Origin of the sequence: Dietzia natronolimnaea, assembly GCF_002289575.1 — a bacterium.
Classification (GTDB): domain Bacteria; phylum Actinomycetota; class Actinomycetes; order Mycobacteriales; family Mycobacteriaceae; genus Dietzia; species Dietzia natronolimnaea_A.
This window is the reverse complement of record NZ_NTGA01000032.1, coordinates 17,079-43,652: the sequence shown is the minus strand read 5'-3', so window position 1 is coordinate 43,652 and position 26,574 is coordinate 17,079. Positions and strand designations below refer to the sequence as shown.

Below are 26,574 nucleotides of genomic sequence, written 5' to 3'. Positions count from 1 at the left end.
GGTCCCGGGCCAGGGCGCCGACGACCTCCGATTCCACTGCCGCGATCAGCTCGTCGGGGATCTCGGCCAGTCGGCAGGCGGTGTCGATGGCCAGTTGTTCGGGCAGCAGGCCCCGGTCGACGGCCTTGCGCAGCAGGGGCAGGCGGGTGTGGATCTGGGTGCCGGCGGTGACCAGGCGTGCGGCGTGCCAGCAGGTCAGGGACATGGCCGCGGCCAGGTGGTCACGGGCCCGGTCGGCCGGGTCCAGGCGGGCGAACGCCGGCCGCGGGCTCGCCCCGTCATCGTGCGCCGCCTCATCCAGACGCGCCAACGCCTCGACGAGGTGATGCGCGGCCCGCAACCGGGTCGCCGCCGCGAGATTCTGCGCCAGCGTCGCCGACCGCGCCACCTCACTGAGCGCCTCGGCGCCCAGCGTGTCCAGAGCCTCCGGCACGGCGCGCAGCGCCCCGAACGCCGCCGAGCTCGTCGTCGTCATCGGAACCACTACCACCACACCCCCAGCCGTAAGTCGAACATACATGCGATTCTACAGTCGCCGGCAGTTTCGGACAAGAGTTCGAGCAATGGAGGCCGGTCCGTCCTCGTTCAGGACTGCTGCACCTGCGATGCGGGGCTGTCAGGCCGTGCGCGCGCTCGCCACTGCAGATACGCCAGACCCGCCCACGAGACGAGCACCGCGGCCGCGACGGCGACGTGGGCCGTCCACAGATGCTCCGCGGGGTAGATGACGCCGGTGAGGTAGTGGTCGATGAACCCTGAGGAGGGCAGCGTCTCCTCACCCGCGCGGGCGCGTCCCCAGTTCTCGACGTGGGTGAGTGGACAGACCCACCCCACCGTCGCGATCCCCAGTCCGTACGCGGCCGTCGCCAGGTGGGGCCAGAACGTCCACCGCCACCGCCACGCGAGGAAGCCGCCCACCACCATGTACACGAGGAACGCTGCATGGAGGATCATCGCGGCGTCAGCGACGAGTCGGTAACCCATGAGTCCAGGGTGCCAGCCGCAGCGCGGGGCGCGAGTGGCCTGACTCCCGCAGCCTCTGCTACGGTGACCGGCATGTCGATCGCTCGCGCATATTGGCGCTTTATGTGGGCTCCGGGTGGAGCCCGCGCCGCGAGCGCACGCGTCCGTTAACCGGACGTCCCGACACCCGGAGCCCAGAGGCGGTGACCACCATGGTCGCCGCCTCCCGCTATTTCCCACGGCGGATCCGGGTGCGACACAGGGCACCGACCAGGATCACGGCACCCGGCCCGCCACGACCACCGCATCAGGAGCACACTGCCGTGACCATCACCGCCGAGAACCCCACCCAGACCGCCGACCGGCGCGTCCTGTCCTACTCCCCGTTGCCGACGCCGACCGAGATCCTCGGAGAACTCCCGCTGGGCGAGGCCCGCGAGGCACTGGTCGACCGCAGCCGCAGCGAGATCGCCGATATCCTCGCCGGGCGCGACGACCGCCTGCTCGTGGTGGTGGGCCCCTGCTCGGTCCACGACCCCGAGGCCGCCCTCGACTACGCCGAGCGCCTCGCGGCCCTGGCCCGGGAGGTCTCGGAGGACCTGCTGATCGTCATGCGCGTCTACTTCGAGAAGCCGCGCACGACGGTCGGGTGGAAGGGCCTTATCAACGACCCCGCGCTCGACGGCAGCTACGACATCCCGCGCGGTCTGCGCACCGCCCGCAGGCTCCTACTGGACGTGCTGGACCTGGGACTTCCCGTCGGCTGTGAGTTCCTCGAGCCGACGAGCCCGCAGTACATCGCCGACGCCGTCTCCTGGGGGGCCATCGGGGCGCGGACCACCGAGAGCCAGGTGCATCGTCAGCTGGTCTCCGGTCTGTCCATGCCGGTGGGGTTCAAGAACGGCACCGACGGCGAGGTGCAGGTCGCGGTGGACGGATGCCGGTCCTCGGCGTCGCGCCACGTGTTCTTCGGCACCGACGCCGAGGGTCGGGCAGCCGTGGTGGAGACGGCCGGTAACACCGATTGCCACGTGATCCTGCGCGGTGGGACCCGCGGTCCGAACCACGACGCGGAGTCGGTGGCCTCCGCGGTGGCGTCGGTCGCCAAGGTGGGGCTGCCCGGCCTGGTGATGGTCGACGCGAGCCACGCCAACTCGGGCAAGTCCCACGAGCGCCAGGCCGTGGTGGTCGCCGAGCTCGCCGAGCGCATCGGAGCGGGGGAGCAGGGGATTTCCGGGCTAATGATCGAGAGCTTCCTCGAAGCCGGCTCCCAGTCGGTCGAGGCCGCGGAACTGGTCTACGGCAAGTCCGTCACCGACGCCTGCATCGACTGGGACACCACCGAGGACGGAGTGCGCGCGCTCGCCGCGGGGGTGCGCGACGGCCGACGCGGCTGAACCCCCACGGGTCAGGGGGACCCCCTGTGGAGGGGGCGTCGCGCGGTAACCTCTTCCGAGTGGACGCCTCCTCCCCGCTGTACTCGCTGTACGAGTCGCGACTCCGGTCGTCACTCGAGGGTGCCCGGCTCCCACGACATATCGCCGTGATGGCCGACGGCAACCGCCGCTGGGCCAAGGAGGCCGGGTTCGCGGACGTCTCGCACGGACACCGCGCGGGGGCGGTCAAGATCGCCGAGATGCTCGGCTGGTGTGACGAGCTGGGCGTGGACGTGGCCACCATCTACCTGCTCAGTACCGAGAACCTCGGTCGTGATGCCGACGAGCTCGACGAGCTCCTTCAGATCATCGCCGACGTGGTGGACGAGATCACCGGCCCGGACAAGAACTGGGATGTCCGGATAGTCGGCCGGCTCGAGGTGCTGCCCGAGTGGCTGGCCGAGAGGCTGCGGCATGCCGAGCGTGCGAGCTCCGGGCGCCGGGGGGTCAAGGTGAACGTCGCCGTGGGCTACGGCGGCCGGCAGGAGATCGCCGACGCGACCCGCGAGCTCGTCGCCCAGCTGATCGAGGACGGCCGGACCGGGCAGGACCTGGTCGACGGCATCACCGTCGAGGCCATCGGGGAGCACCTCTACACCTCGGGACAACCCGATCCCGACCTGGTGATCCGGACCTCCGGCGAGCAGCGGCTCTCCGGGTTCCTGCTCTGGCAGAGCGCGTACTCGGAGATCTGGTTCACCGAGGCGTACTGGCCCGCCTTCCGGCGCGTGGACTTCCTCCGCGCCCTGCGCGACTACGGTGCCCGCAACCGCAGGTTCGGCCACTGATGTCGGGCGCGGGAGACCCCGGGTCCGGGGCGTCGACGGCGGGATCCGGTGCGGCGGTGCCGGAGTCGTTCGCCGTACGGGCCGTCTGCGTGGTGGACCAGCTTCTCACGGTGCCGGGACGGGTCGGCGTGACGGCGATCGACAAGAGGCCTGTCGAGGGCCCCGTGCAGGTTCGTGAGTACGGCCTCCACGGTGACGTCCAGGCCGATCGCGAACATCACGGCGGCGTGTGGAAGGCCGTCTACCTGCTCTCCGACTCCGACGTCGCGCCGTGGGAACCCGAGTTCGGTGGGCCGATCCCGCCCGGATTTTTCGGCGAGAACCTACGCGTGACCGGCGTCGACACCTCTCAGCTGCAGATCGGCACGGTGCTGGAGGTCGGCCAGGCCCACGGCCGTCGGGCTCCGCTCCGCCTGGAGATCACCACCCCGCGCATCCCGTGCAAGACGTTCGGCGACCGCGTGGACAAGCCCAGGTGGGTGCGCCGGTTCACCGAGGCGGGGCGGCCGGGTGCCTATGCCCGCGTCCTGCGCGCGGGGCCTGTGGAGGCGGGCGACGAGATCCGTGTGGTCAGCGTGCCCACGCACGGTGTGACCATCGGGCGGGTGTTCGCCGGGGTCGACGACGACGAGGCCCGGCGCCTCCTCGATGAGTACGCGCTGGCCGACCTCGCGCCCAGTCTGGTCCGCAAGCTCGATCCCGCCACGGACGTCCGGCCCTCCGAGACGGACGCCGACTGAGCCGGACGCTGTCTGAACCGATCCAACCGGGTGCCCACCCGGCGGTGCTCACTCGGCGAGGTGGTCCCACACCGGTCCGGCGGTGCGCCACAGTGCGGGCGCCTGATCGCGACCCACGTCCGGCAACCGGAATGCCCCGCTGCCGCCCGCCGTGGTGGCCACGAGCGTCGCCAGGCCGGCTCGCCGCTGCAGTGGGGATCGCCGGATGTTCCAGCCGAGGATCCCGTCGCGCTCGAGAATGTCGGTGCGCCGCGTCAATGATCCCTTGCGGAGCGCGACCACCCCGTCGGTGACGGCGTGCCCGAGGCCCCGCACGTTGTCGAGCGCAGCCCAGATCGCGATGGCCGTGGACAGTCCGAGCGCGGCCAGCGGGACCCACCAGAGCCACGGCCACAGCACCGCGGGGACAAGCGTCACCCCCGTGGTCGCGACAACGGCCGCGCCCGCTCTCACGAGTCTCCGTCGACGCGCGGCGGACGGGTGGGCCAGGAGCGAGGTGGGCACCGGCTCACCGAGGATCGTCCCGGCCGCGCCGGTAGATACCGCCCGCGGCGAGGGGGGCACCAACGCCGGACTCTGCTTCTTCTTCCCCTCGTCGTCCTTACCGGTGCCGACCCCCGAGGCGACCACGTCGAGCCGCGCAGCTCCGAGAGCTCTGAACCCCGGGGGTTCGTGCAGCGTGACCCCGCGTATGCGACGCCCGTCGAAAGAGGTGTGCCGGCCCACGAGCAGTCCCCGCCGCAGCTCGAGCGAACCGTCCTCATGGCGCTCGAGCCGCAGGTTCCACCAGTTCTCCACGAAGAGCGCCACCGAGGCGACGGTGCCCACCACCAGGGCGAGAAGCACCACCCCGACGGCGATCACCGCGATCGGCAGGTCGCCGATCCGGGACCAGATCCAGTCGAGCATCTCGGGCACGGCCCTGAACCAGTCCGCGACCTGGAACACCACACCGATGCCCAGGAGGCCGAACAGGGGAGTCATGACGCTCGCGGGCGCGTAGCGGACCCACCGCGGGTCCAGGCGCACGAGTTCGGTGGTGTCGGCGGCGGCGCGCTCGGCGAGGAGCCGCCGCCGCAGCTCCTCGGCGACCTCGCGGTCCAGGGCGCCGAGGACGAGTCTGGACCCGTCGGTCTCGCCACTGGCCAGTCGCACCGTCGCGACGCCCATCCGGCGCTGCACCAGGTCCGCCCAGATCTCCACGGTGCGCACCCGGCCGGTCGACAGGCTGGTGGTGGAGCTGGAGAGGAAGCGGACGCGGCGTTCGATCCGGTGCGCGCCCACGCGATAGCTGGTCACGGCGAGCCGGGCGGTCTCGATGACCGCGGTGGCCGCGGCGCCGAGGATCGTGCCGCCGATGGTCCACAGCATCACCCATCCCAGGCCCACCCCGGCGAGAAGGAGCGCCGAGCCGGCGGGGACCGCGGTGACGGCGAGGGCCCCCGCGGCCACGATAGTGCTCGCGGCGACGGTCCGACGGTCGAGGCGTCGCCACCCGGGTGTGGGCACTCCGGGCTGGCCTGGCTGACCGGGTTCACCGTGCTCTTCCGGCGGATCGTGCTGCTCCGGCGTGGTCATGTCGCGTCCCGCTGGTCGTCCTGCGCCAGCAGCGTCAACCTGTCAGCCATCTCCTCGGCCTGCGCGGCGTCGAGGGCACTGATGCGGACCGCCCCCGACGAGGAGGCGGTGGTGACCACGACGGTGGCCAACCCGAAGTGCCGTTGCAGGGGACCACGGGTCTTGTCGACGGTCTGGACCCGGGACAGCGGCGCGGCCCGCCACTCCTCCCAGAACAGTCCACTACGGCTGTAGATGGCCGTGTTTGTGGCCTCCCACCGGTGGATCGCCCAGCGGATCCTCGGGACCGCGACCAGGGCCACGGCCGTCGCGACCGCCCATCCCGCCGCCGCGAGGAGGATCCACCGGGACAGGGCAAGGCCGAGGACGACGGCCACCACCAGCGGCCCGGCCATCCATAGCCCCACTTGGGCTGTCCACCAGCGGCGACACCGGGGGTCGACGCGGTGGCGTGGTGGTCTGAGCCCGATCGGTGAGGAGTACACGGTGTCCAACATAGGGCCCCTGGCCATGGAGGGGTACTTCCTGCGCGTGACCGACCGCGACCGGGGCCGCGCCCTCATCGCGCTCATCGGGATCAACCGGGGGCCGGACGGGCACTGGGCGACCCTCGGCCTGGCATCCGACGAGGTGCCACCCCGGTCCGGGGCGGCCGGTGATCCCCGGCCGGGTGACGGCGCGACGTCGTCGTCACTCCGCCTGTCCGCGGCTCCCGAGGGCTGGGCCGATCCCGACCGCCTGGGGGCCCGCTCGGGTGATCGGTTCGAGTACCGGCCCGACGGGGTCGACGTGGACATGGGCGAGGGGGCCCGCCTCCACGTGGAGATCAGCGATCCCGTGGAGTGGCCGCACCGGGCCGTCGGCGGGTCGAGCATCTTCCAGGCCGTCCCCGCCCTCAACCAGTACTGGCACCCGTGGTTGCTCGGAGGTCGGGCGCGGGGCTGGGCCGAGCTGGACGGCAGGCGCTGGGAATTCGACGGCGCCGACGTCTACGGGGAGAAGAACTGGGGCGCGGAGGGCTTCCCCGACTCTTGGTGGTGGGGACAGGCCCAGGGCTTCTCCGAGCCCGACACCTGCGTGGCGTTCGCCGGCGGGCAGATCCATTCGGGCCCGCTGCGCACCGAGGTCACCGCGGTGGTGGTGCGTCTGCCCGATGGTCGGGTGATCCGGTTGGGCAACCCCGTGGTCTCGCCGGTCCGCGCGGAGGTCGGTGACGACGTGTGGGCGCTCGAGGGGCGCGGGTACGGCTGGCTGGTCAAGGTGACCGGGCGGGCGCCGCTGGGTCGGGCGCACGTGCTGCCCGTGCCGTTGCCGTCGGAGAAGCGGAACTCGGCCGGCGCGATCGAACACCTGTCGGGCGAGCTCGAGGTGGAGGTGAGCCGCTTCGGGCGCCCTGTCTGGCGTGACTACAGTCCGCAGGCCGCGCTGGAGCACGGGGGACTGGACCGCGCGGAGGCCGAGTTGCGGCGCCGAGGGGTTCCGGTGGGGGAGACGGGCGCGGCGCCCGAGTGACTGAGTTCCCGAGCGCGTCAGATCTTGCGCAGACGCAGACGCTGAATGGAGTGGTCGGAGTTCTTGCGCAGCACCAGCGTGGCCCGGGGCCGGGTGGGCAGGATGTTCTCCACCAGGTTGGGTCGGTTGATGGAGTTCCAGATCTCGCGCGCCGCCAACCGGGCCGCCTGATCGGACAGATCGGCGTAGTGCGCGAAGTGTGAGTTGGGGTTGGAGAACGACGTACTGCGCAGTTCCAGGAACCGCTCGACGTACCACTTCTCGATGTCGTCGATCTTGGCGTCCACGTAGAGCGAGAAGTCGAACAGGTCCGAGACCATCAGCCGGGGGCCCGTCTGCAGGACGTTCAGTCCCTCGACGATGAGGATGTCCGGACGCTCGACCTCGATGAACTCGTGGGGCACGATGTCGTACTTGGTGTGCGAGTAGACCGGCGCGCGCACGACCGGGGCGCCCGACTTGACCTCCGTGACGAACCGCAGCAGCGCGCGACGGTCGTAGGACTCCGGGTAGCCCTTGCGGTGCATCAACCCGCGCCTCTGGAGCTCACGGTTGGGGTAGAGGAAACCGTCGGTCGTGATGAGGTCCACCCGGGGGTGGGAGTCCCAGCGGGTCAGCAGCGCGCGCAGCACACGCGCCGAGGTGGACTTGCCCACGGCCACCGACCCGGCCACGCCGATCACGAACGGCATGGGGGCGTCCACGGTCTCGCCGAGGAACAGGTTGGTGGACTGGAAGAGACGCTGCCGGGCCGAGACCTGGAGGTGGATGAGCCTGCTGAGTGGCAGGTAGATCTCGGCGATCTCGTCCAGGTCCAGGTGTTCACCCAGACCACGCAGTCCCTCGAGGTCCTGCTCGGTGAGCACCATCGGCATGGCTCGCCGCAGTCGGCGCCAGCTCCGGCGGTCGAACTCCACGTACGGCGTGTAGTCGCCGGCATGTCTGCTCACGATTGCTGATTGTGTCAGGTGCCCACGGGGAAGAGGCCTCCAGGTGCCCTGCCACTAGACTGACGACGACGACGAGACGAGCCGTGGCCGCACACGATTCGTACGAAGTGAGAAGCCCACGCGCGAGGAGCAACGATGACCGACCCGAACACCGATGTGTTCACCGCCTCCCTGTCCGATCTCGATCCGGAGGTCGCCGAGGCGATGGCCGGCGAGCTGGCTCGTCAGCGGGACACGCTCGAGATGATCGCGTCGGAGAACTTCGTCCCGCGCTCGGTCCTGCAGGCACAGGGGTCCGTCCTCACCAACAAGTACGCCGAGGGCTACCCGGGCCGTCGCTACTACGGCGGGTGCGAGCACGTCGACGTGGTGGAGAACCTCGCCCGTGACCGCGCCAAGGAGGTCTTCGGCGCCAAGTACGCCAACGTGCAGCCGCACGCGGGCGCCCAGGCCAACGCCGCGGTGCTCATGGCGCTCGCGACGCCGGGTTCCAAGATCATGGGCCTGTCACTGGCCCACGGTGGTCACCTCACCCACGGTATGAAGCTCAACTTCTCCGGCCAGTTGTACGAGGTCGCCGCCTACGAGGTGGACCCGGAGACCATGCTGGTCAACATGGACACCGTCCGTGAGATGGCGTTGGCGGAGCGGCCCGATGTGATCATCGCCGGGTGGTCGGCGTACCCGCGAACGCTGGACTTCGCGAGGTTCCGTGAGATCGCCGACGAGGTCGGCGCCAAGCTCTGGGTGGACATGGCCCACTTCGCGGGCCTCGTGGCCGCGGGCCTGCACCCGAGCCCCGTGCCCCATGCCGACGTCGTGTCCACCACGGTCCACAAGACCCTGGGCGGGCCGCGCTCCGGCATGATCCTCACCAACGATCTCGACCTGTTCAAGAAGCTCAACTCGTCGGTGTTCCCGGGTCAGCAGGGCGGCCCGCTCATGCACGCGATCGCCGCCAAGGCCACCGCCATGAAGATCGCCGGCACCGAGCAGTTCCGGGAGCGGCAGCAGCGCACGATCGAGGGCGCCAGGATCCTCGCCGAGCGCCTGACCGGCCAGGACTGCCAGGACGCCGGGGTGTCGGTGCTCACCGGGGGAACAGACGTGCACCTCGTGTTGGTGGACCTCCGTGAGTCCGAGCTCGACGGCCAGCAGGCCGAGGACCTCCTCCACGAGGTCGGGATCACCGTCAACCGCAACGCCGTGCCGTTCGACCCCCGTCCCCCGATGGTGACCTCGGGTCTGCGGATCGGTACGCCCGCGCTGGCCACCCGCGGTTTCGGGGCCGAGGACTTTCGCGAGGTCGCGGACATCATCGGCACCGCCCTCGCCGCGGGGAAGGGCGCCGACGTGATCGCCCTGCGTGAGCGGGTGTCCGCGCTGGCCGCGGCGAAGCCGTTGTACGAGGGCCTGGAGGACTGGACGATCCTGGGCTGAGGCCCCGCTCCGCGTAGAGCAGCAGACCCCCGCAGCGCCCGGCTGCGGGGGGCGCGGGGTCGGTGGTCGGTGGTCGGAATCGGTGTGAGCTGAACTCGATTTCGCTCTAGCCTGGATGCATCAGCTCTGCCAATGGGGGTACAGGCGATGGGGCCAACAACGACCGAGAGCCCGAGGTCCAAGAGGAACGTCATCCTCAAGGCGGCGGTGGAGAACTTCGGAAGCGTCGGTTACGAACACACCAAGTGGGCGACCATCGCGGGCGAGGTGGGGATCGGGCAGACCGCGTTGTACCACTACTTCGAGTCCAAGGCGCACTGCCTGCTCACCATCATGAGCGCCGAGCTCACCCGGTCCCACGAGCGCTTCACGGTGGCGGTCGAAGGGGTGGGCGACGCCGAGACCGCGCTCCGGGCGGCTATCGCCAGTGCTTACGGCATCACGGATACCGAAGCGCTCCAGGCGCGGATCCTGCGGAACCAGATCGGCATGCTCGCCACGCCGCGCTCATCCGAGCGGGAGGAGCAGGAGCGGGTCAGGGCCCGTGAACTCGTCCGGGTGGTGGAGAGCGACTGGACCGGCCTCCTCGAACGCGGGATGGATTCGGGGGAGTTCCCCCGGCGCGACCCGGTCGAACTCGGGCGCTTCGTGCTGGGGTTGATGAACTCCGTGTGGAATTGGTACCGACCCGGTGGCAGCCGAGCCTTATCCGAGGTCTCGGAGTCGGTCACGGGGGCGTGCGTCCGACTGGTCCACTGAGGCCCTGTGCCTGGCGGGCGGGTGACGGACGGATCGAAGCAGGTCTCCGTGCACTCCTCGGACACGGACGGACGCCGTCGGGGTCAACCCTCCGGCGGGAACGCCACCATGAGTGCCTCGGCGATACACGCAGGCTTCTCGCGGCCCTCGACCTCGATCACGTAGTGGACGCACGCCAGAACCCCGCCGGCCTGCGCCTCCCGGGTCCACGCCACCCGGCCGACAGCCCGGATCCTGTCGCCGGGTCGGACGAAGGAGGGGAACCGCACCTTGTCGAGCCCGTAGTTGATCGCGCGACCGATGCCCTGGAACGTGAACAACTCGGAGCTGAGGCGCGGGATCAGTGACAGCGTGAGGTAGCCGTGGGCGACGGTCGACCCGACGTCCGACGCCGCCGCCCGTTCCCGGTCCACGTGGATCCACTGCCAGTCCTCGGTGACATCGGCGAAGGAGTCGATGCGGTCCTGTGTGATCTCGAACCAGTCGCCGGCCCCGAGATCGAGGCCGGTGGCCGCTCGGAACTCGTCGACGCCGTGGAATACGTGGGTCATGGATTCTCCTTGATCAGGTAGGCGGCCGAGGGGCCGGCGTCTCGCACGGTATCGGGGAGGGGCGGGGCGTGGCGGCCGATTATCGAACTCGGTTCAGGGAGGTGGCGGCTACCGTTGAGGGGTGAACGACGAGAACGGTCCGGACCGACGTGGGCTGGCCATCGGTTATGTCCCCGGTGTGCAGCCCGACAAGTGGCTGACCCGGTGGCGCGAGCGGAATCCGGGCGTGCCGATCACGGCGCGACGGATGGGTGATCCTCTGGCCGGGCTGGTGCCGGTTCCGGGTGCGAGCGGCGTCGACGTGGTCTTCCTCCGAGAGGCCGAGGACGCCCCCCGCGCGGCCCCGACCGGCCTGCTGCGCATCCCGTTGTACACCGAGACCATGGCCGTGCTCGCTCCCCGGGACCACGAGCTCGGTGCCTACAACACCTTGTCCGCTGCGGACCTGGCGGGGGAGCGATGGCTCGACCCCGTCGACGTGATCTCCGCGTCGCCGGACGAGGTGTCCGCCGCCGTGGACCTGGTCGCTGCAGGGGCCGGGTTACTGGTCCTGCCCCAGCCGTACGCCCGATCGCTCAGCCGCCGGGACATCGTCGAACGGCCGCTGGAGGGGGTGCCCGCCACCCGTATGGGCGTCGCCTGGTCGTCGCGTCGCGAGGGGGACGTGGTGATCGACGAGTTCGTGGGTATCGTCCGCGGGCGGACCGCCGCCACCTCACGCAACGCCGGGGACGCGCCACGGGAGAAGCTGACCGCCCGGCAGAAGACGGCCGCGAAGGCACGCGCACGGGGTGGGCAGGCACGGGGTGGGCTGTCACGGGGTGAGCCTCCACGCGGCCGGCGTCAGGAGCCGAGGGGGAAGGGTCGGTCCGCGCGGGGCCGGTGACGGGTCGGCGATCCCCGCGTCCGTCAGCGTCCCCTGCGTCCCGGGCCCGCGCCGACCATTCCGCGGGCGAAGTGCAGATGACGTGCCACCACGTCGTCGGCGGTCAGTGGGCCGTCGGGGCGATACCAGGACGAGATCGAGACGCACAGCGACGAGATCGCGCGGGCCGCGTCCTCGGGGTGCTCGCAGGCGAAATCGCCCGAATCGACGCCGGCCCGGATGGTGTCCTCGAGCATGGCCTGCTGCGAGTCGCGCTGGGCGATGTGGTGGTCGCGGACACCCGGATCCATGCTCCTCATCTCCGTGGAAGCCACGAACGCCTGGTCGCTCCTCGCCATGTGGAACCGGGCCAGGGATTCGACGAGGTTCTCGAAGCGGGCGACTGGATCGCCCCCGGCGTCCTCGACGGCCGCTTCGGAGTGCTCGAACAGCTCGTCCATCGCGGTGTCCACCAGAGCCGCGAGGATCGCCTGCTTGGAGCGATAGTGGTGGTAGAGGCCCGGAACCGACAGTCCCGCCTCCTCGGCGATCATCCTGATCGAGGCGCCGTGATACCCGTGTCGCGCGAAGACGACCAGTGCGGCACGTAACGGGGGAGACAGGGTATCGGGCCCGAAATCTCGCCAATCGCTCATCGGTGGACTCTCCTCGGTCATCGAAAAACCCTAGCTGTCGCTCACTTGACACGTGATGTGGTGTGGGTAACACTACAGCTAACCGAGCGATCGATCGGTCGGTCGGGCCGGCAGAGACGGAGGCGATGATGAGCGGACCGAACCCCCGTCCGTGGCGGGAGAAGTACCGGACGGGCCTCGACGAGAGTCTCGTGGACTCGCGCTCGACGCTCGTCGACGCCTGGCGCAACCGGGTCGACTCCGCTCCCGAGCGCACCGCCGTCGCGTACTTCGACACCACCCTCTCCGCGGGCGAGGTCGATCGCATGTCGGACGCCCTCGGCGCGGCGCTGCAGGATCGAGGGGTGCAGGGCGGCGACCGCGTCGGGATCCACCTGCAGAACATCCCGCAGTACGCCCTCTCCCTGCTCGCCCTGTGGAAGATCGGGGCCGCCGCCGTGGTCCTCAACCCCATGTACTTCAATCGCGAACTCCAGCTGCCCGTCGAGGATTCCGGCGCGGTCGGGATCATCGCGACGGACAGGGACGTCGCCGCGATCCGCGAGAGCGTGGAGGGCACCGACGTCGGGTGGATCCTCAGCACCAGCGAACAGGACCTGCAGACCCGGAACGATCCCCGGGTGTTCGGCGACGCGGACCCCGTCGCGCCCTCGGAGGACGGCGATCTCCTGCGGGTGATGGCCGACTTCTCCGGCCGGACCCCCGCTCCCGTCGCGGTGTCCCCGGACGATCTGGCGCTGCTGACCTACACGTCCGGGACCACCGGCCCACCCAAGGGTGCGATGAACTCGCACGCGAACGTCGTGGCCGTGGCCCGGAGCTTCGCCGACTTCGTGGGTGTCGTGCCGGGGGACGTGGTGCTGGCGATCGCCCCGCTGTTCCACATCACCGGAGCGGTGATCAACGCGACCCTCGGTCTGCTGGGGGACACCACCCTGGTCTTCGCCGGGCGCTTCCGGCCCGAGGTCGTCCTGGACGCCTTCCGCGAACACCGCGTCACCTACACGATCGGGTCCATCACGGCGTTCAACGCCCTGATGCGCCTGGATGAGGCCGGCCCGGAGCACTTCGCGTCCGTCAAGACCCTCTACAGCGGGGGAGCGCCGATCCCGCCATCGACGGTCGAGCGCTTCCGAGAGCGGTTCGGGCACTACATCCACAACGCCTACGGCATGACAGAGACGACCTCGGGGGTCCTCGCCGTCCCGCCCGGGCTCCACGCCCCGGTCGACGAGTCCAGCGGCACGCTCTCCGTCGGGGTCCCGCTCCCGGGTGTCGACGCGAGCGTGGTGGGGGTCGACGACCGGCCCGTCGCGGCCGGGCAGCAGGGCGAGCTGGTCCTCAGCGGACCGCAGATCGTCTCCGGCTACTGGCGCAACGACGCGGCCACCGCCGTGACGATGCCCGGCGGCCGGTTGCACACCGGTGATGTGGCCGTCATGGACTCCGCCGGCTGGGTCTACCTCGTCGACAGGCTCAAGGACCAGATCAACGCCTCCGGGTACAAGGTGTGGCCGCGAGAGGTCGAGGACGTCCTGTACGAGCACGACGCGGTCTTCGAGGCCGCCGTCGTCGGCCTTCCTGACGAGTACCGCGGCGAGAAGGTGGTCGCGTTCGTCTCCCTCAAGGCGGGACGCACCGCTTCCGAGGCGGAGTTGATCTCATTCGCCGCCTCGCGCCTGGCCGCGTACAAGCGGCCCTCCGAGGTCCACGTGGTGGGCGAACTCCCCAAGACGCAGACCGGCAAGATCCGCCGCCGCGAACTCCGCGACGAGCACACCCCCTCCTGACGCTCCGTCCCCCTCAACCATCCCCCTCACACCATCCCCCTCACCCCGATCCGAAGGGACACGACATGGCCGAGGCCACGATCCACCCCGACCTCCCCTCAGAGGCCACCCCGACGCAGTCCGCCTCGGGCAACCGGAACGCCAAGAAGTCGCTCGCCGCGAGCACCACCGGTCAGTTGTTCGAGTGGTACGAGTGGACCGCCTACGCGGTGTTCGCCCCGTTCATCGCGGCGGCGATGTTCAACAACGAGAACCCCGTCTCGGCGCTGCTGGCCACGTTCGCCGTGTTCGCCGTGGGCTTCCTGGTCCGGCCGCTCGGCGGGATCGTCTTCGGCCGGATAGCCGACGTCAAGGGCCGCAAGTGGGTCCTCATCACCACCATGCTCATGATGGCGGGCGCGAGCCTGCTGATCGGCCTGCTGCCGAGCTACGAGACGCTGGGTGTCTTCGCCTCCGTGCTGCTCCTGCTGTGCCGGATCGTCCAGGGTTTCGCGCACGGTGGTGAGTCCGCGACCGCGTACAGCTACGTCGCCGAGATCGCGCCGCCCCACCGTCGCGGGATGTGGGGGAGCCTGGTCTTCGTCGCCATCATGGGCGGCACCGTGATCGCCTACGGCGTGGGCGGCACCATCACCGCCGTGCTGTCCGAGTCGGCCGTCGGCGAGTGGGGCTGGCGCATCCCGTTCCTGCTCGGCGCCGTGTTCGCCCTGTTCGTGCTGTACCTGCGGGCCGGTATGGAGGAGTCCGACGTCTTCGACAAGGCCGCCGAGGCGGCCGCGGCCGACCCGACCTCACCGGTCGTCACCTTTTCCAAGGGCCGTCTCGCCCGGGCGATCGCGCTGGTCGTGACCATGGTCTCCGGCGTCACCGTCGCCCACTACACCTGGAGCTCGTACGCCTCCACGTTCGCCATCACCCAGCGCGACATGGATGCGGGCGCCGCCTTCTGGATGATCTTCGGCAGCCAGCTGGTCGCCCTGTGCACCCTTCCGTTCTGGGGCCTGCTGTCGGACAAGATCGGCCGTCGTCCGGTGATCTTCATCTTCGCGGTCGGCACCATCGTCACCACCCCGTTCCTGATGGGGATGATCGACGACCGGCCGTGGACCCTGTTCCTCACCTCGCTCATCGCCATGACGCTGGTCGCCGCCGCCGGCTCCATCCTCTCGTCGTTCATGTCCGAGGCGTTCCCCACCAAGATGCGCACGGCCGGCATCGGGTTCGCCTACTCGCTGTCCGTCGCGGTCTTCGGCGGCAGCGCGCCGTACCTCAACGCGCAGTTCATCGAGTGGGACGTGTACTGGATGATCAACGCCTACATCATCGCCCTCTGCGTCTGCACCATCATCGCCACGGCGATCATGAAGGAGACCCGGGGTAACGACCTTCACACGGTCGGCCACGACTAGTCCGCCGGCGTTCCGTCCATGCGACCGCCCACCAACCGCGAGGATCACCCCATGACTCCACCAGCATCCACCGACGGCCTGCCGATCGACACACTGCTCCGCCCCGACGTCGTGGGGCCCAGGATCGCCGAGGCCTCGGGCGAGGACGCCTGGACGGATTTCTCCGCCGAGCTGATCGCGGGGGGCAAGTCCAACCTCACCTTCACCCTCCGCTCGGACGCGGGGGAGCTCATCCTGCGTCGACCGCCCACGGGTGAGCTACTTCCGAGTGCTCACGACATGGGACGCGAGGCGCGCATCCAGCTGGGGCTGGCCTCGACGGATGTCCCGGTGGCCGGGATCGTGCTCAACGAGACCACCGGCGAGGACCTGGGGGTCCCGTACTACGTGATGGAGAAGGTGGTCGGTCACGTGATCCGTGACGCGCTGCCGCCGGGTTACGCCGAATCCGACGACGACAAGGCGGCCATGGCCGACGCACAGATCGACGCGATGGTCGCTCTCCACGCAGTGGATCAGGACGCCGTCGGCCTGGGGGATCTGGGGCGGCCGGAGGGGTATCTGGAACGGCAGCTACGCCGGTGGCTGGGACAGTCCGAGAAGGCGAGCGCGAGCGTCCGCGCGGACCGCCTGCCCGAGCTGGCCGCGCGTCTCGGACAGGACCTGCCCACCTCGCCGTCGTCGCGCATCATCCACGGTGACTACCGCATGGACAACTGTGTGGTCGACGCCGACGATCCGGGGCGGATCAAGGCGATCCTCGACTGGGAGCTGTCGACCCTCGGCGACCCGGTGGCCGACCTCGCCCAGACCGTTCTGTACTGGGGCGACCCCGACGGACCCGAGGTCCCGCTGATCCCGAGCCTGACCACGGGCCCCGGATGGCCCGGACCGCAGCGGTTGCTGGACAGGTACTGCTCCGCGACCGGCACGGACCCCGCGCACATGCCCTGGTACCTGGCGTTCGCGACGTTCAAGTTCGCGGCGATCGCCCAGGGTGTGGCCACCCGCTCGGAGGCCGGTGACATGGCCGGGCAGGACTTCGGCGACATCGGCCCGCAGATCCGCGAGCTGGTGGAGTACGGCCACTCGATCCTCGACTCCCGGAAGGGCACCCGCTGATGGCTGATCGCGCGTCAACCTCACCCGCACCCGTCGACACCGCTTCTGACTCACCCGACCGGGCCGTGCGCGGTCCGGTCGACCCCCGCACGGGTCCGCAGACGGCACTGCCCGTGCTCGACCGATTCCGCCTGGACGGGCGCGTCGCGGTGATCACCGGAGCGTCGTCCGGTCTCGGCGCCGGGTTCGCCCGCGCCCTGTCCTCCGCCGGCGCGACGGTCGTCCTGGCCGCGCGCCGGCGGGAGCGCCTCGACGCCCTCGCCGAGGAGCTCCGCGCGGCCGGCGGCGTGGCGTCGACGGTGGCCTGCGACGTCGCGGACCCCGAGGCGTGTGCCGCTATGGTCCGCGACGCGATGGACTCTCACGGGCGGATCGACGTGCTGGTCAACAACGCCGGCATCGGCACCGCGGTTCCCGCGCTCAAGGAGACGCCCGAGCAGTTCCGGGGCGTGGTGGACGTGAACCTCCACGGCGCCTACTGGGCGGCCAAGGAGTGCGCGGCCGTCATGGAGCCCGGGTCGAGCATCGTCAACGTGGCCAGCGTGCTCGGCTTGACCGCGGGATTCGCCCCGCAGGCCGCCTACTCCGCCTCCAAAGCCGCCGTGCTGGGGCTCACCCGGGACCTGGCCGCGCAGTGGGGGAGTCGGCGGGGGATCCGCGTCAACGCCCTCGCCCCCGGGTACTTCGCCTCGGAGATGACCGACGAGATCCCCGAGACGATGCTCGCCGACATCACCGGACGCACGATCTTCGGTCGGCTCGGTCTGCAGCCGGAGCTCGACTCCGCTCTTATCTTCCTCGCCTCCGACGCCTCGTCGTTCATCACCGGGTCGACCCTCACCGTCGACGGCGGCATGACCCTTCACTAGTCCACTACCTCACTAGTTCTCGACCCAGGAGACATCACCATGGAATTCGCGCACAGCCAGCGCAGCGTCGAGCTGCAGGAGAACATGTGGGAGTTCATGCGCGAGCATGTGTTCCCCGCCGAGCCGGTGTGGGCCGAGTACCTGCGGACGCACGGCGACCACGAGCACCCGCCCGTCATGGAGGACCTCAAGGCGGAGGCGCGGCGTCGCGGGCTGTGGAACCTCTTCCTGCCCGAGTGGTCCGGCATCTCCAATCTCGAGTTCGCCGCGGTCTCGGAGATTTCCGGTTGGTCGCCGGTGATCGCCCCTGAAGCCATCAACTCGCAGGCGCCCGACACCGGGAACATGGAGACCTTCCACCTGTTCGGGACCGACGAGCAGAAGGCTGCGTACCTCGAGCCGCTCAAGGAGGGCAGGATCCGGTCGGCCTACGCCATGACCGAGCCCGACGTGGCCTCCTCCGACGCGACGAACATCCAGACCGTCATCCGCCGCGAAGGCGACGAGTACGTGATCAACGGTCGCAAGTGGTGGATCACTGGCGTGGCCGACGAGCGCTGCGAGATCTTCATCGTCATGGGAAAGACGGACGAGTCCGCCGAGACCCACCGTCAGCAGTCGATGGTCCTGGTCCCGCGCGGTACCCCGGGGCTCACCATCGAGCGCAACCTGCCGCTGTTCGGCTACCGGGACCAGCACGGCCACTGTGAGCTCGTGTTCTCGGACGTCCGGGTGCCGACGTCAAACCTGCTCGGCGAGGAGGGGGCCGGCTTCGCGATCGCCCAGGCGCGTCTGGGCCCGGGCCGGATCCACCACGCCATGCGCGCCATCGGGATGGCGGAGAGGGCGTTGGCGCTCATGGTCGACCGGGCCAAGTCGCGCCACGCATTCGGCGGGTATCTGTCCGAGCAGGGCGTGGTGCAGGAGCACATCGCCAACTCCCGCATCGAGATCGACCAGGCACGCCTGCAGGTCCAACACTGCGCGTGGATGATCGACACCGTCGGGGCCAAGGAGGCCCGGTTCGAGATCTCTGCCATCAAGGTGATCGCGCCGCAGGTCGCCTGCACCGTGATCGACCGGGCGATCGAGATCTTCGGTGGCGCGGGCGTCTCCGATGACACGCCACTGGCGTACTTCTACGCCTGGGCGCGGGCCCTGAGGATCGTCGACGGCCCGGACGCCGTGCACCGCCGCACCATCGCGCGCGGCGAACTCAGGCGCACCCCGCCGTTCATCGGGTAACACTAGGTTTTCCCACCAGTTCCAGGTGGACCGAGTTGGAGGAATGCAGGATATGGGAGCAGTAATCGTCGAGGCCGTGCGCAGCGCGGTCGGCAAACGTAATGGTGGTCTGGCCGGGGTGCATCCGGCCGACCTGTCGGGCACGGTCCTCAACGCTCTGGTCGAGCGCGCCGGAATCGACCCCGGGATCGTGGAGGACGTGATCTGGGGGTGCGTGACCCAGGCCGGCGAGCAGACCGGTGACATCGCGCGCACTGCCGTCCTCTCGGCCGGCTGGCCCGAGACGGTGACGGGTGTGACCATCGACCGCCAGTGCGGCTCGTCTCAACAGGCGCTGAGCTTCGCCGTCGCGGTGGTCGAGTCCGGCTACCACGACGTGGTGGTGGCTGGCGGCGTCGAATCCATGACCCGTCAGCCGATGGGCAGCTCCATCACCGGCGAGGGGATCCCGTATGGGCAGGACTTCCTCGGTCGATACGACGGCACCTTGCCCAACCAGGGCGTCGGCGCCGAGATGATCGCCGAGCGGTGGGGCCTGTCCCGCACGCAGCTCGACGAGTTCGCCGTGGCCTCGCACGAGAAGGCCGCCGCCGCCCAGGACGCAGGGTTCTTCGCCGGACACATCGTCCCGGTGACCACCCCGGACGGCGTCTTCGACACCGATCAGGGCATCCGACGCGGGAGCACGGTGGAGGGGTTGGCCGGGCTCAAGACCCCGTTCAAGTCCGACGGCGTGATCCACGCCGGCAACGCCTCGCAGATCTCGGACGGCTCGGCGGCGATCCTGGTGATGAGCGAGGAGGCGGCCGCCAGGTACGGCTGCACCCCGATCGCCCGGGTCCACACCGCCACCCTGGCGGGCGACGATCCGGTCATCATGCTCACGGCCCCGATCCCGGCCACCGCCAAGGCCCTCGAGCGTTCGGGCCTGACGGTCGACGACATCGGTGTGTTCGAGGTCAACGAGGCCTTCGCCTCGGTGCCGATGGCGTGGCTCGCCGAGACCGGAGCCGACCCGGCCAAGCTCAACCCCAACGGTGGCGCGATCGCGCTCGGCCATCCGCTCGGCGGCTCGGGTGCCCGGATCTTCGCCGACCTCGTCCACCATATGAAGAACCAGGGCATCAAGTACGGCCTGCAGACGATGTGCGAGGGCGGTGGCCAGGCCAACGCCACGATCATCGAGCTGCTCTGACGGCCTAGCATCCTCAGCCGGCGTGCATCTGCGCGAGCGGCTGCCCGGGGACTCACAGCCGCCCCCCGCGATGAACTCCGGCCTGCGCATCTGCGCACGCCAGACGCCATCGTCGGGGGCGGCTGTGTTGTGGGAGTACTGGCGCGCGTGCGGATGCCCGGCGAGGGGCGCCGCGTCGGGGGCGGCTGTGTTGTGGGCGTACGGGCGCGCGTGCGGATGCCCGGCGAGGGAGCGGGTGCCGGGTGTGGGAGGGCCGGCGGGTGAGGGGGGTCGGGGCGGGTCAGGCCCCGGTGAGCACGACGGCGCGGCCGAGGACCTCCCCGCGGTCGAGCGCCTGGTAGGTCGCCGGCGCCTCCTCGAGCCCGACACGCCGGGAGATCACGCTGCTCAGATCGAGTCTCCCGGCGGCGAGCAGCCGGACGAGTGCTGGTACGTCCTGCCGGGCGCGTGCGCCGTAGGAGCCCTTGATCTGGATCTTGCGGCGGACTACCCGCGCGAGGTCGACGTCCAGCACCGTTCCGGCCGGCGGGATCCCCACCACCACGACCCTGCCGCCCTCGCGCGCGATGTCTGTGGCCTGGCGGGTGGTGGCCGCTGACCCCAGGGCCTCGAAGGCGGTGTCGACACCCCTGCCCCCGGTGATCTCCATGACCGCCTCGGTCGCATCGACCTGCCGCGAGTTGATCGTGTGGGTGGCGCCCATGCGCCGCGCCAGGGCCAGCTTCTCGTCGTCCACGTCGATGGCGATGACCGACTCCGCGCCGCTCACCGCTGCGAGCTGGACGATGTTCTGCCCGACGCCTCCCACGGCCACGACCGCGACCGACTCGCCGGTCCGCACGTCACCGACGTTCCGCACCGCACCGTATGCGGTGAACAGCGAGCACCCCAGGATCGCCGAATCCGCGAGGTCCAGTTCTTCCGGGAGTGCGAACACCGCGGTGGCGGGGGTGACGCTGTACTCGGCGAGGCCGCCCATGGAATACATGGAGAGCGGCTGACCGTCCGCCCGGTGGAGCCTGGTCTCCCCGTCGTAGAGCGTCCCGCGAAGACGGTTGTACTCGAAGAACGTGGAGCACAGATCCTCCATCCCGCGGGCACAGTTCTCGCACCACCCGCACGGCATGATGAACGAGCCCACCACGCGGTCGCCCGGGCGGACCGCCGTCACGCCACGGCCGACCTCGGCGACGACCCCGGAGACCTCGTGTCCCAGTACTCCGGGCAGGGGGAACCGCACCTCCCCCTTCATCACGTGCAGGTCGGTGTGGCACACCCCGCAGGCGGTGTTGTGGATCAGGACCTCACCCTCTGCCGGTTCGGGGATCGGGATGTCCTCGATCGCCAGGGGGGATTCCGTGTCGACGCACACCGCAGCCTTCATGGTGGCGACTGTACGCAGTGACGAGCGTCTCAGCGCCCTTCGGCGGTGAGGCGTTCGGTGTCCACCCCCAGAGCCGGTGCGGGCCCGGTGGACAGGTGCCTGCCGTCGAAGGTCGCGGGGTGCGCGGCCGCGAGGTAAGACCCGATCCCGGGTTGCTCCACGGGCGAGAAGAGCGGATTGGCCTCGAGATCGCCCTCCGCGACCACCTGGTCGAAGGTGCGGTACCGCTCGTGCAGCACCGACGAGTCCGCCAGCGCCCGGGTGACCTCGTCGGTGGTGTGCGCGGCGAACCACCGGGCGAACAGCGCGGACAGGACCTCGCGGTACGAGTACCTGTCGGCCTCGGTGTCGAAGTCGGCGCCGGTCGCCGACTCCAGGGCGTCGACGGCATCCCGGGTACCGGTCACCCGCGCCAGGTCGTGGAAGTGTCTGGTGGTCAGGGCGACGACCATCACGCGGCCCCCGTCGGCGGTGGTGAAGTCTCTGCCGAAGGTGCCGTAGACGTAGTTGCCCACGGCAGGACGCGAGGAGCCGTCGATCTGAGGTTCGGTGAGGTAGCCCAGCGTGCCGGCGGTGGCCAGCGCGACGTCGTCGAGAGGCAGGACGATCCGTCGGCCCCGGCCTGTCCTCTCGCGGTCACGGACTGCGGACACCACGGCCAGGGCGGCATGCAGGCCCGCCGCGACGTCCCAGGCGGGCAGGACGTGGTTGACCACCTGCCCACCACCCGGCCCACCACCCGGCCCACCACCCGGCCCACGACCCGGCCCACCACCCGGCCCACGACCCGGCCCACCACCCGGCCCACCGTTCTGCCCGGTGATCGCGGGAAATCCGAGGGCGGCGTTGACGGTGTAGTCCACCCCGGGGCGGCCGTCGCGGCGTCCGAGCAGTTCGAGGGTGATGACGTCGGGCCGCTCCGCCGCCAGGCACTCATGGCTCATCCAGTCGCGACCGCCGGAGTTGGTCACGAGGATGCCGCCGCCCTCCCCGGGGGCGGTGACGAGGTCCCGCAGCGCCCGCCGACCGCGGTCGGAACGCAAGTCGAGGATCACCGAGGACTTACCCCGGTTGAGTCCGGTCCAGTAGATCGACGTGCCGTCCGGGGCGACCGGCCAGCGGTGCACGTCGGCCGCTCCACCCACCGGATCGACCCGGATGACCTCTGCGCCGAGCTGCGCGAGCGTGAGCCCGCACAGGGGAGAGGCCACGAAGCTGGACAGTTCGACCACGCGGATCCCGCTGAGGGGTCGCGGCTCGCTCGGGTCGGTCATCGGTGGCTCCCGTGGGTCCGGTGGTGGCTATTGCCCTGCTCTCTAATTGATGATAATGGTTTAGGCATCGCTGCACCGGTTCCCGGTCCGGCGAGGTTCACGACGAAGGGCGCAACATGAGCGTGCAGGCGGACACCGCGCGGTCAGGTCTCGGAGCGGGGTCGGAAGCCGCGGTGGGGCCCGGGGTCGACGCGGAGGACTTCGCTGCGATCCTCGCCGCGACCCGTGACTACATCCGGACGGTGGTGATCCCGCGTGAGCGGGAGATCGCCGACGCCGACGCCGTCCCGGACGACATCCGGACCGCGCTGGCCGAGATGGGGATGTTCGGATACGCGATCCCGCAGGAGTGGGGCGGTCTCGGGGTGAACCTGTCCCAGGACGTCGAGTTGGCGATGGAGTTCGGGTACACCAGCCTGGCCATGCGGTCGCTGTTCGGCACCAACAACGGGATCGCCGGGCAGGTCCTGGTGGGCTTCGGTACCGACGAGCAGAAGGCCGAGTGGCTGGAGCGGATCGCCTCGGGTGAGGTCATCTCGTCCTTCGCCCTGACCGAGGACGGAGCGGGGTCCAACCCGGCGGGACTGGCGACCAGGGCCGTCCGGGACGGAGGGGACTGGGTGATCGACGGAACCAAGCGGTTCATTACCAATGCCCCGGTGGCGGACCTGTTCGTGGTGTTCGCCCGGACCCGGCCCGCCGACCAGCGGGGTCCGGGCATCGCCGTGTTCCTCGTCCCCGCCGACGCGCCCGGGGTCACCGTGGGGCCGAAGGACCGGAAGATGGGGCAGGAGGGGTCCTCGACCTCCGAGGTGGTGTTCAGTGGGGTGCGGGTCCCGGCCTCGGCGCTGGTGGGCGGAGACGAGGACGCCGGGTACCGCGCGGCGATGACGTCCCTGGCCCGCGGCCGCGTGCACATCGCCGCCGTCGCCGTGGGATCGGCGCAGAGAGCGCTCGACGAGTCTCTGTCCCACGCGGCCACCACCACGCAGGGGGGCACCGTCGTCGGCGACTTCCAGTTGGTGCAGGCGATGATCGCCGACCAGCAGGTGGGGGTGATGTCCGGTCGGGCCCTCGTGCGGGAGGTGGCGGCCAAGTACGTCTCGGGAGAGGACCGACGGATCGCCCCGTCCGTCGCCAAGCTGTACTGCACCGAGATGGCCGGGAAGGTCGCGGACCTGGCCGTGCAGATCCACGGCGGCACCGGGTACATGCGCGGTGTCGCGGTCGAGCGGATCTACCGGGACATCCGCCTGCTGCGCCTCTACGAGGGGACGAGTGAGATCCAGAAGCTCATCATCGGCGGCGGGCTGATGCGTGGTGCGACCCGCGAGGCCGGCGGGCGATGAGCGGTGACGGACCGCTCCCTCTCGAGGGGATCACGGTCCTGGCGGTCGAACAGGCCGTCGCCGGCCCGCTGGCCACCCGTCATCTCGCCGACCTCGGGGCCCGCGTCATCAAGGTCGAGCGCCCTGGTGAGGGTGACTTCGCGCGGTCCTACGACGACGCCGTCCACGGGCAGGCCTCCCACTTCGTCTGGCTCAACAGGGGAAAGGAATCGATCGCACTCGACCTGGCCTCAGACCACGGTCGCCGGGTCGCGCTCGACCTGGCCGACCGCGCGGACGTGGTCCTGAGCAACCTGGCTCCCGGCGCGATGGAGCGGTTGGGCCTCGGAGCCGCCGCCCTGCGGGAGCGTAGGGACGAGCTCGTCGTCGTCACCCTGTCCGGTTACGGCGACGGGGGGCCGTACTCCGGCCGCAAGGCCTACGACATGCTCATCCAGGCCGAGTCGGGCCTGTGTTCGATCACCGGCACCCCCGAGAGCCCCTCCAAGTCGGGCGTCCCGGTCTCCGATATCGCGACCGGGATGTACGCGCTGTCGGCCGTCCAGTCGGCGTTGTTTCGGCGGGAACGGACCGGGCGGGGCGCCACGATCGAGGTGTCCATGTTCGAGGCGACGGCCGAATGGATGGGGCACCCGATGTACGTCCGGATGTACGAGGGCCGGCAGCTCGGTCGCATGGGGTTGTCGCACGCCTCGATCTGTCCGTACGACGCCTTTCCCACCAGGGACGCCTCGGTGCTCATCGGCGTACAGAACGACCGTGGCTGGGCGGCGCTGGTGCGCGAGGTGTTCGGACGACCGGACCTCGTCGACGACGAGCGGTACGCCACCAACATCGCCCGCGTCTCCCGCCGCGCGGAGGTGGACGCGCTGATCAGCTCCCTGTCCGGCGAGTACGGGTCCGAGGAGTTGGCGGACCGGCTCGACGCCGCCGGCGTCCCGGCGGCCAGGCTCAACGATGTCGGGGGGCTGGTCGACCACCCGCAGCTCGACGCGCGGGACCGGTGGAGACAGGTCGACACCCCCGCAGGGCCCGTACGCGGACTGCGCCCGCCCGTCGACTACGCAGACGTAGAGCTGCCGATGGGGCCGGTGCCCGCACTCGGGCAACACACGGACGCGATCCTGGCCGAACTGGCCGGTCGGACACGAGGAGAGGACACCCATGGCACTGCTCGAGGGTAGGACGGCGGTCGTCACCGGCGCCGCGCGCGGGATCGGGCTGGAGATCGCCCGGACCTTCGTCGACAACGGCGCGCGCGTCGTTGTGGGAGACATCGACGACGAGGCGGGCGCGGCCGCGGTCGACGAGCTGGGCGGACAGGACAGGGCACGCTACGCAAACTGCGACGTCCGCGAGGGCGCGGCGGTCGAGCACCTGATCGACGTGGCCGAGGACGCGTTCGGGCCGCTCGGGGTGTTCGTCAACAACGCCGGGGTCACCCGCGACGCCACGATGCGCACGATGACCGAGCAGCAGTTCGACGACATCATCGCGATCCACCTCAAGGGCACGTGGAACGGCACCCGCGCCGCCGCCGGACGGATGCGCGAGCACGGGGGAGGATCGATCGTCAACGTCTCCTCGATCTCCGGGAAGGTCGGACTCAAGGGTCAGACCAACTACTCCGCCGCCAAGGCCGGGATCGTCGGGCTGACCAAGGCCGCCGCCAAGGAGGTCGCCTTCAAGAACGTGCGGGTCAACGCCATCCAGCCCGGTCTCATCCGGACCGCGATGACCCTGGCGATGCCGCAGCACGTGTGGGACGAGAAGATGGCCGAGATCCCCATGGGCCGGGCCGGCGAGCCCTCCGAGGTGGCGCAGGTGGTGCTCTTCCTGGCCAGCGACATGTCGAGCTACATGACCGGCACGGTCCTCGAGATCACCGGTGGCCGCCACATCTGAGCCGCGCGGCCGGGTCGGGAACGCCCGGCCGGGTCAGCCGTCGAGGTCCCACCGTATCGGCCGTGCGAGTGCCTTGTGGAACCGCTTCTCCAGATAGGTGGTGTGCTCGGTGATGTGGGCCGACATCAGGTGGGACGCCGTGTCCCCGTCGCCGTCCGCGATGGCGGCGTAGATCTCCTCGTGGATTTCGCAGGTCAATTCGCGCTGTCGCCTGGGATAGGTGATGCCCATCGAAGCGCCGGCGATCAACCCGCTCAGTGCGTCGAAGAGATAACCGAAGAGCGCGTTCCCGGAGCTCCAGGCCACGAGCTCGTGGAAGCGCTCGGAGTTCGCGGAGAAGGCGGCCTGGTCGGTCAGCTGCTCCCGGGTCAGGCGGAGGTTCTCGGCGAGTCGGGCCAGGCCGGCATCGTCGATCCTCGCGGTGGCCAGACGGGCGATGGTGGGCTCCAACGCCGTGCGGGCCTCCATGATCGTGGAGAACGGTGCGTTCTCGAACTGCAGGAGCAGGCTCAGGGTGGCGGCGAGCGTCCCACCGTCCGGTTGCTGCACGATCGGTCCGCCACCCGGGCCGGGCTTGAGCATGAGGACGCCCTGCAACTCCAGGTAGCGCAGCGATTCCCGCAGCGTCCCGCGGCCGACCCCGTAGTGCTCGAGCATGAGGTGTTCCGGCGGCAACCGGTCACCGACGGTGTTGCCGCGACGGGAGATGTCCTCGACGATCTGCTGGGCCACCAGGAGGGCGGTCTTCTTGGGACGACCCATCCCCGGACGAGCGCCGCCTCCTGAACTCATGA

The 26,574-nt window shown here is 70.2% G+C and carries 25 protein-coding genes and 1 pseudogene; 16 read left to right on the top strand and 10 right to left on the bottom strand.

Annotated features, from left to right (window positions below):
* Together CEY15_RS15765 and CEY15_RS15760 are read right to left on the bottom strand one after the other, a co-directional pair.
* Positions 1–475 (bottom strand): annotated as a pseudogene (locus CEY15_RS15765) (hypothetical protein); the annotation flags it as partial.
* Positions 476–585: 110 nt separating this feature from the next.
* Complete coding sequence (locus CEY15_RS15760; protein WP_095719221.1) at positions 586–984, bottom strand: DUF2784 domain-containing protein; 399 nt, start codon at positions 982–984, stop codon at positions 586–588.
* 302 nt (positions 985–1,286) lie between these two features.
* Between CEY15_RS15760 and CEY15_RS15755 the strand changes: the two genes are divergently transcribed.
* The 3 genes from CEY15_RS15755 to CEY15_RS15745 are packed head-to-tail and all read left to right on the top strand — an operon-like array spanning position 1,287 to position 3,927.
* Complete coding sequence (locus CEY15_RS15755) at positions 1,287–2,360, top strand: 3-deoxy-7-phosphoheptulonate synthase (RefSeq protein WP_095719220.1); 1,074 nt, start codon at positions 1,287–1,289, stop codon at positions 2,358–2,360.
* A 59-nt stretch (positions 2,361–2,419) separates the two neighbouring features.
* Positions 2,420–3,187: an isoprenyl transferase gene (locus CEY15_RS15750; RefSeq protein ID WP_017835504.1), complete on the top strand. Its 768-nt coding sequence runs from the start codon at positions 2,420–2,422 to the stop codon at positions 3,185–3,187.
* Positions 3,187–3,927 (top strand): MOSC domain-containing protein, encoded by a 741-nt coding sequence (locus CEY15_RS15745; protein WP_245847664.1) that lies wholly within the window; start codon positions 3,187–3,189, stop codon positions 3,925–3,927. Before CEY15_RS15750 ends, CEY15_RS15745 begins: the two co-directional genes overlap by 1 nt.
* Positions 3,928–3,975: 48 nt before the next feature.
* On the opposite strand, the gene CEY15_RS15740 is transcribed toward CEY15_RS15745, so the two are convergent.
* Together CEY15_RS15740 and CEY15_RS15735 are read right to left on the bottom strand one after the other, a co-directional pair.
* A complete protein-coding gene (locus CEY15_RS15740; RefSeq protein ID WP_245847663.1) occupies positions 3,976–5,505 on the bottom strand; it encodes a PH domain-containing protein in 1,530 nt (509 codons plus the stop codon).
* Positions 5,502–5,900, bottom strand: coding sequence for a PH domain-containing protein (locus CEY15_RS15735; protein WP_176475148.1), 399 nt, complete (start codon positions 5,898–5,900; stop codon positions 5,502–5,504). The genes CEY15_RS15740 and CEY15_RS15735 overlap by 4 nt, the downstream gene beginning before the upstream one ends.
* 115 nt (positions 5,901–6,015) lie before the next feature.
* Here CEY15_RS15735 and CEY15_RS15730 point away from each other — a divergent pair, with 115 nt between their 5' ends.
* Entirely contained in the window at positions 6,016–7,017 is a 1,002-nt protein-coding gene (locus CEY15_RS15730; protein WP_245847665.1) for a tocopherol cyclase family protein, read from the top strand.
* A gap of 17 nt (positions 7,018–7,034) precedes the next feature.
* Here CEY15_RS15730 and coaA read toward each other — a convergent pair whose 3' ends face one another.
* Positions 7,035–7,967, bottom strand: a complete 933-nt coding sequence (coaA, locus tag CEY15_RS15725) for a type I pantothenate kinase (RefSeq protein WP_095719219.1) — start codon at positions 7,965–7,967, stop codon at positions 7,035–7,037.
* Positions 7,968–8,102: 135 nt separating this feature from the next.
* Between coaA and glyA the strand changes: the two genes are divergently transcribed.
* Both glyA and CEY15_RS15715 read left to right on the top strand, forming a co-directional pair.
* Positions 8,103–9,407, top strand: a complete 1,305-nt coding sequence (gene glyA / locus CEY15_RS15720; protein ID WP_095719218.1) for a serine hydroxymethyltransferase — start codon at positions 8,103–8,105, stop codon at positions 9,405–9,407.
* 147 nt (positions 9,408–9,554) lie between these two features.
* A complete protein-coding gene (locus CEY15_RS15715) occupies positions 9,555–10,166 on the top strand; it encodes a TetR/AcrR family transcriptional regulator (protein ID WP_017835497.1) in 612 nt (203 codons plus the stop codon).
* An 83-nt stretch (positions 10,167–10,249) separates the two neighbouring features.
* Here the strand turns inward: CEY15_RS15715 and CEY15_RS15710 are convergent, their stop codons facing one another.
* Positions 10,250–10,717, bottom strand: a complete 468-nt coding sequence (locus CEY15_RS15710; protein WP_095719217.1) for a MaoC family dehydratase — start codon at positions 10,715–10,717, stop codon at positions 10,250–10,252.
* Positions 10,718–10,838: 121 nt separating this feature from the next.
* On the opposite strand from CEY15_RS15710, the gene CEY15_RS15705 reads away from it, so the two are divergent.
* The gene (locus CEY15_RS15705) at positions 10,839–11,603 is read left to right on the top strand and encodes a LysR family transcriptional regulator substrate-binding protein (protein WP_095719216.1); all 765 of its coding nucleotides are present in this window, start codon (positions 10,839–10,841) and stop codon (positions 11,601–11,603) included.
* A 23-nt stretch (positions 11,604–11,626) separates the two neighbouring features.
* On the opposite strand, the gene CEY15_RS15700 is transcribed toward CEY15_RS15705, so the two are convergent.
* Positions 11,627–12,238, bottom strand: a complete 612-nt coding sequence (locus CEY15_RS15700; RefSeq protein ID WP_095719215.1) for a TetR/AcrR family transcriptional regulator — start codon at positions 12,236–12,238, stop codon at positions 11,627–11,629.
* Positions 12,239–12,366: 128 nt separating this feature from the next.
* Here CEY15_RS15700 and CEY15_RS15695 point away from each other — a divergent pair, with 128 nt between their 5' ends.
* The 6 genes from CEY15_RS15695 (at position 12,367) to CEY15_RS15670 (ending at position 19,868) form a co-directional block, all read left to right on the top strand.
* Positions 12,367–14,028, top strand: a complete 1,662-nt coding sequence (locus CEY15_RS15695; protein ID WP_245847662.1) for a class I adenylate-forming enzyme family protein — start codon at positions 12,367–12,369, stop codon at positions 14,026–14,028.
* 65 nt (positions 14,029–14,093) lie between these two features.
* A complete protein-coding gene (locus CEY15_RS15690) occupies positions 14,094–15,437 on the top strand; it encodes an MFS transporter (protein ID WP_017835492.1) in 1,344 nt (447 codons plus the stop codon).
* A gap of 51 nt (positions 15,438–15,488) precedes the next feature.
* Positions 15,489–16,559, top strand: a complete 1,071-nt coding sequence (locus CEY15_RS15685; protein ID WP_176475147.1) for a phosphotransferase family protein — start codon at positions 15,489–15,491, stop codon at positions 16,557–16,559.
* A gap of 107 nt (positions 16,560–16,666) precedes the next feature.
* The gene (locus CEY15_RS15680) at positions 16,667–17,428 is read left to right on the top strand and encodes an SDR family NAD(P)-dependent oxidoreductase (RefSeq protein WP_217987112.1); all 762 of its coding nucleotides are present in this window, start codon (positions 16,667–16,669) and stop codon (positions 17,426–17,428) included.
* A gap of 39 nt (positions 17,429–17,467) precedes the next feature.
* Positions 17,468–18,673: an acyl-CoA dehydrogenase family protein gene (locus CEY15_RS15675; RefSeq protein ID WP_095719212.1), complete on the top strand. Its 1,206-nt coding sequence runs from the start codon at positions 17,468–17,470 to the stop codon at positions 18,671–18,673.
* 52 nt (positions 18,674–18,725) lie between these two features.
* On the top strand, positions 18,726–19,868 hold the full coding sequence (locus CEY15_RS15670; RefSeq protein ID WP_095719211.1) for a thiolase family protein: 1,143 nt from the start codon (positions 18,726–18,728) through the stop codon (positions 19,866–19,868).
* A 280-nt stretch (positions 19,869–20,148) separates the two neighbouring features.
* On the opposite strand, the gene CEY15_RS15665 is transcribed toward CEY15_RS15670, so the two are convergent.
* On the bottom strand, positions 20,149–21,252 hold the full coding sequence (locus CEY15_RS15665; RefSeq protein ID WP_095719210.1) for a zinc-binding dehydrogenase: 1,104 nt from the start codon (positions 21,250–21,252) through the stop codon (positions 20,149–20,151).
* A gap of 29 nt (positions 21,253–21,281) precedes the next feature.
* Positions 21,282–22,526, bottom strand: coding sequence for a CoA transferase (locus CEY15_RS15660; protein WP_095719209.1), 1,245 nt, complete (start codon positions 22,524–22,526; stop codon positions 21,282–21,284).
* A gap of 116 nt (positions 22,527–22,642) precedes the next feature.
* Here CEY15_RS15660 and CEY15_RS15655 point away from each other — a divergent pair, with 116 nt between their 5' ends.
* Genes CEY15_RS15655 through fabG form a run of 3 tightly spaced genes read left to right on the top strand, consistent with a single transcriptional unit; the run spans position 22,643 to position 25,780 of the window.
* Positions 22,643–23,875 carry an acyl-CoA dehydrogenase family protein gene (locus CEY15_RS15655; RefSeq protein WP_245847661.1) on the top strand — a complete coding sequence of 411 codons (1,233 nt, stop codon included), beginning with the start codon at positions 22,643–22,645 and terminating at the stop codon, positions 23,873–23,875.
* The gene (locus CEY15_RS15650) at positions 23,872–25,059 is read left to right on the top strand and encodes a CaiB/BaiF CoA transferase family protein (protein ID WP_095719208.1); all 1,188 of its coding nucleotides are present in this window, start codon (positions 23,872–23,874) and stop codon (positions 25,057–25,059) included. Before CEY15_RS15655 ends, CEY15_RS15650 begins: the two co-directional genes overlap by 4 nt.
* Positions 25,040–25,780, top strand: coding sequence for a 3-oxoacyl-ACP reductase FabG (gene fabG, locus CEY15_RS15645; protein WP_095719207.1), 741 nt, complete (start codon positions 25,040–25,042; stop codon positions 25,778–25,780). The genes CEY15_RS15650 and fabG overlap by 20 nt, the downstream gene beginning before the upstream one ends.
* A 33-nt stretch (positions 25,781–25,813) precedes the next feature.
* Here the strand turns inward: fabG and CEY15_RS15640 are convergent, their stop codons facing one another.
* A complete protein-coding gene (locus CEY15_RS15640; protein WP_245847660.1) occupies positions 25,814–26,572 on the bottom strand; it encodes a FadR/GntR family transcriptional regulator in 759 nt (252 codons plus the stop codon).
* Positions 26,573–26,574 lie beyond the last annotated feature (2 nt).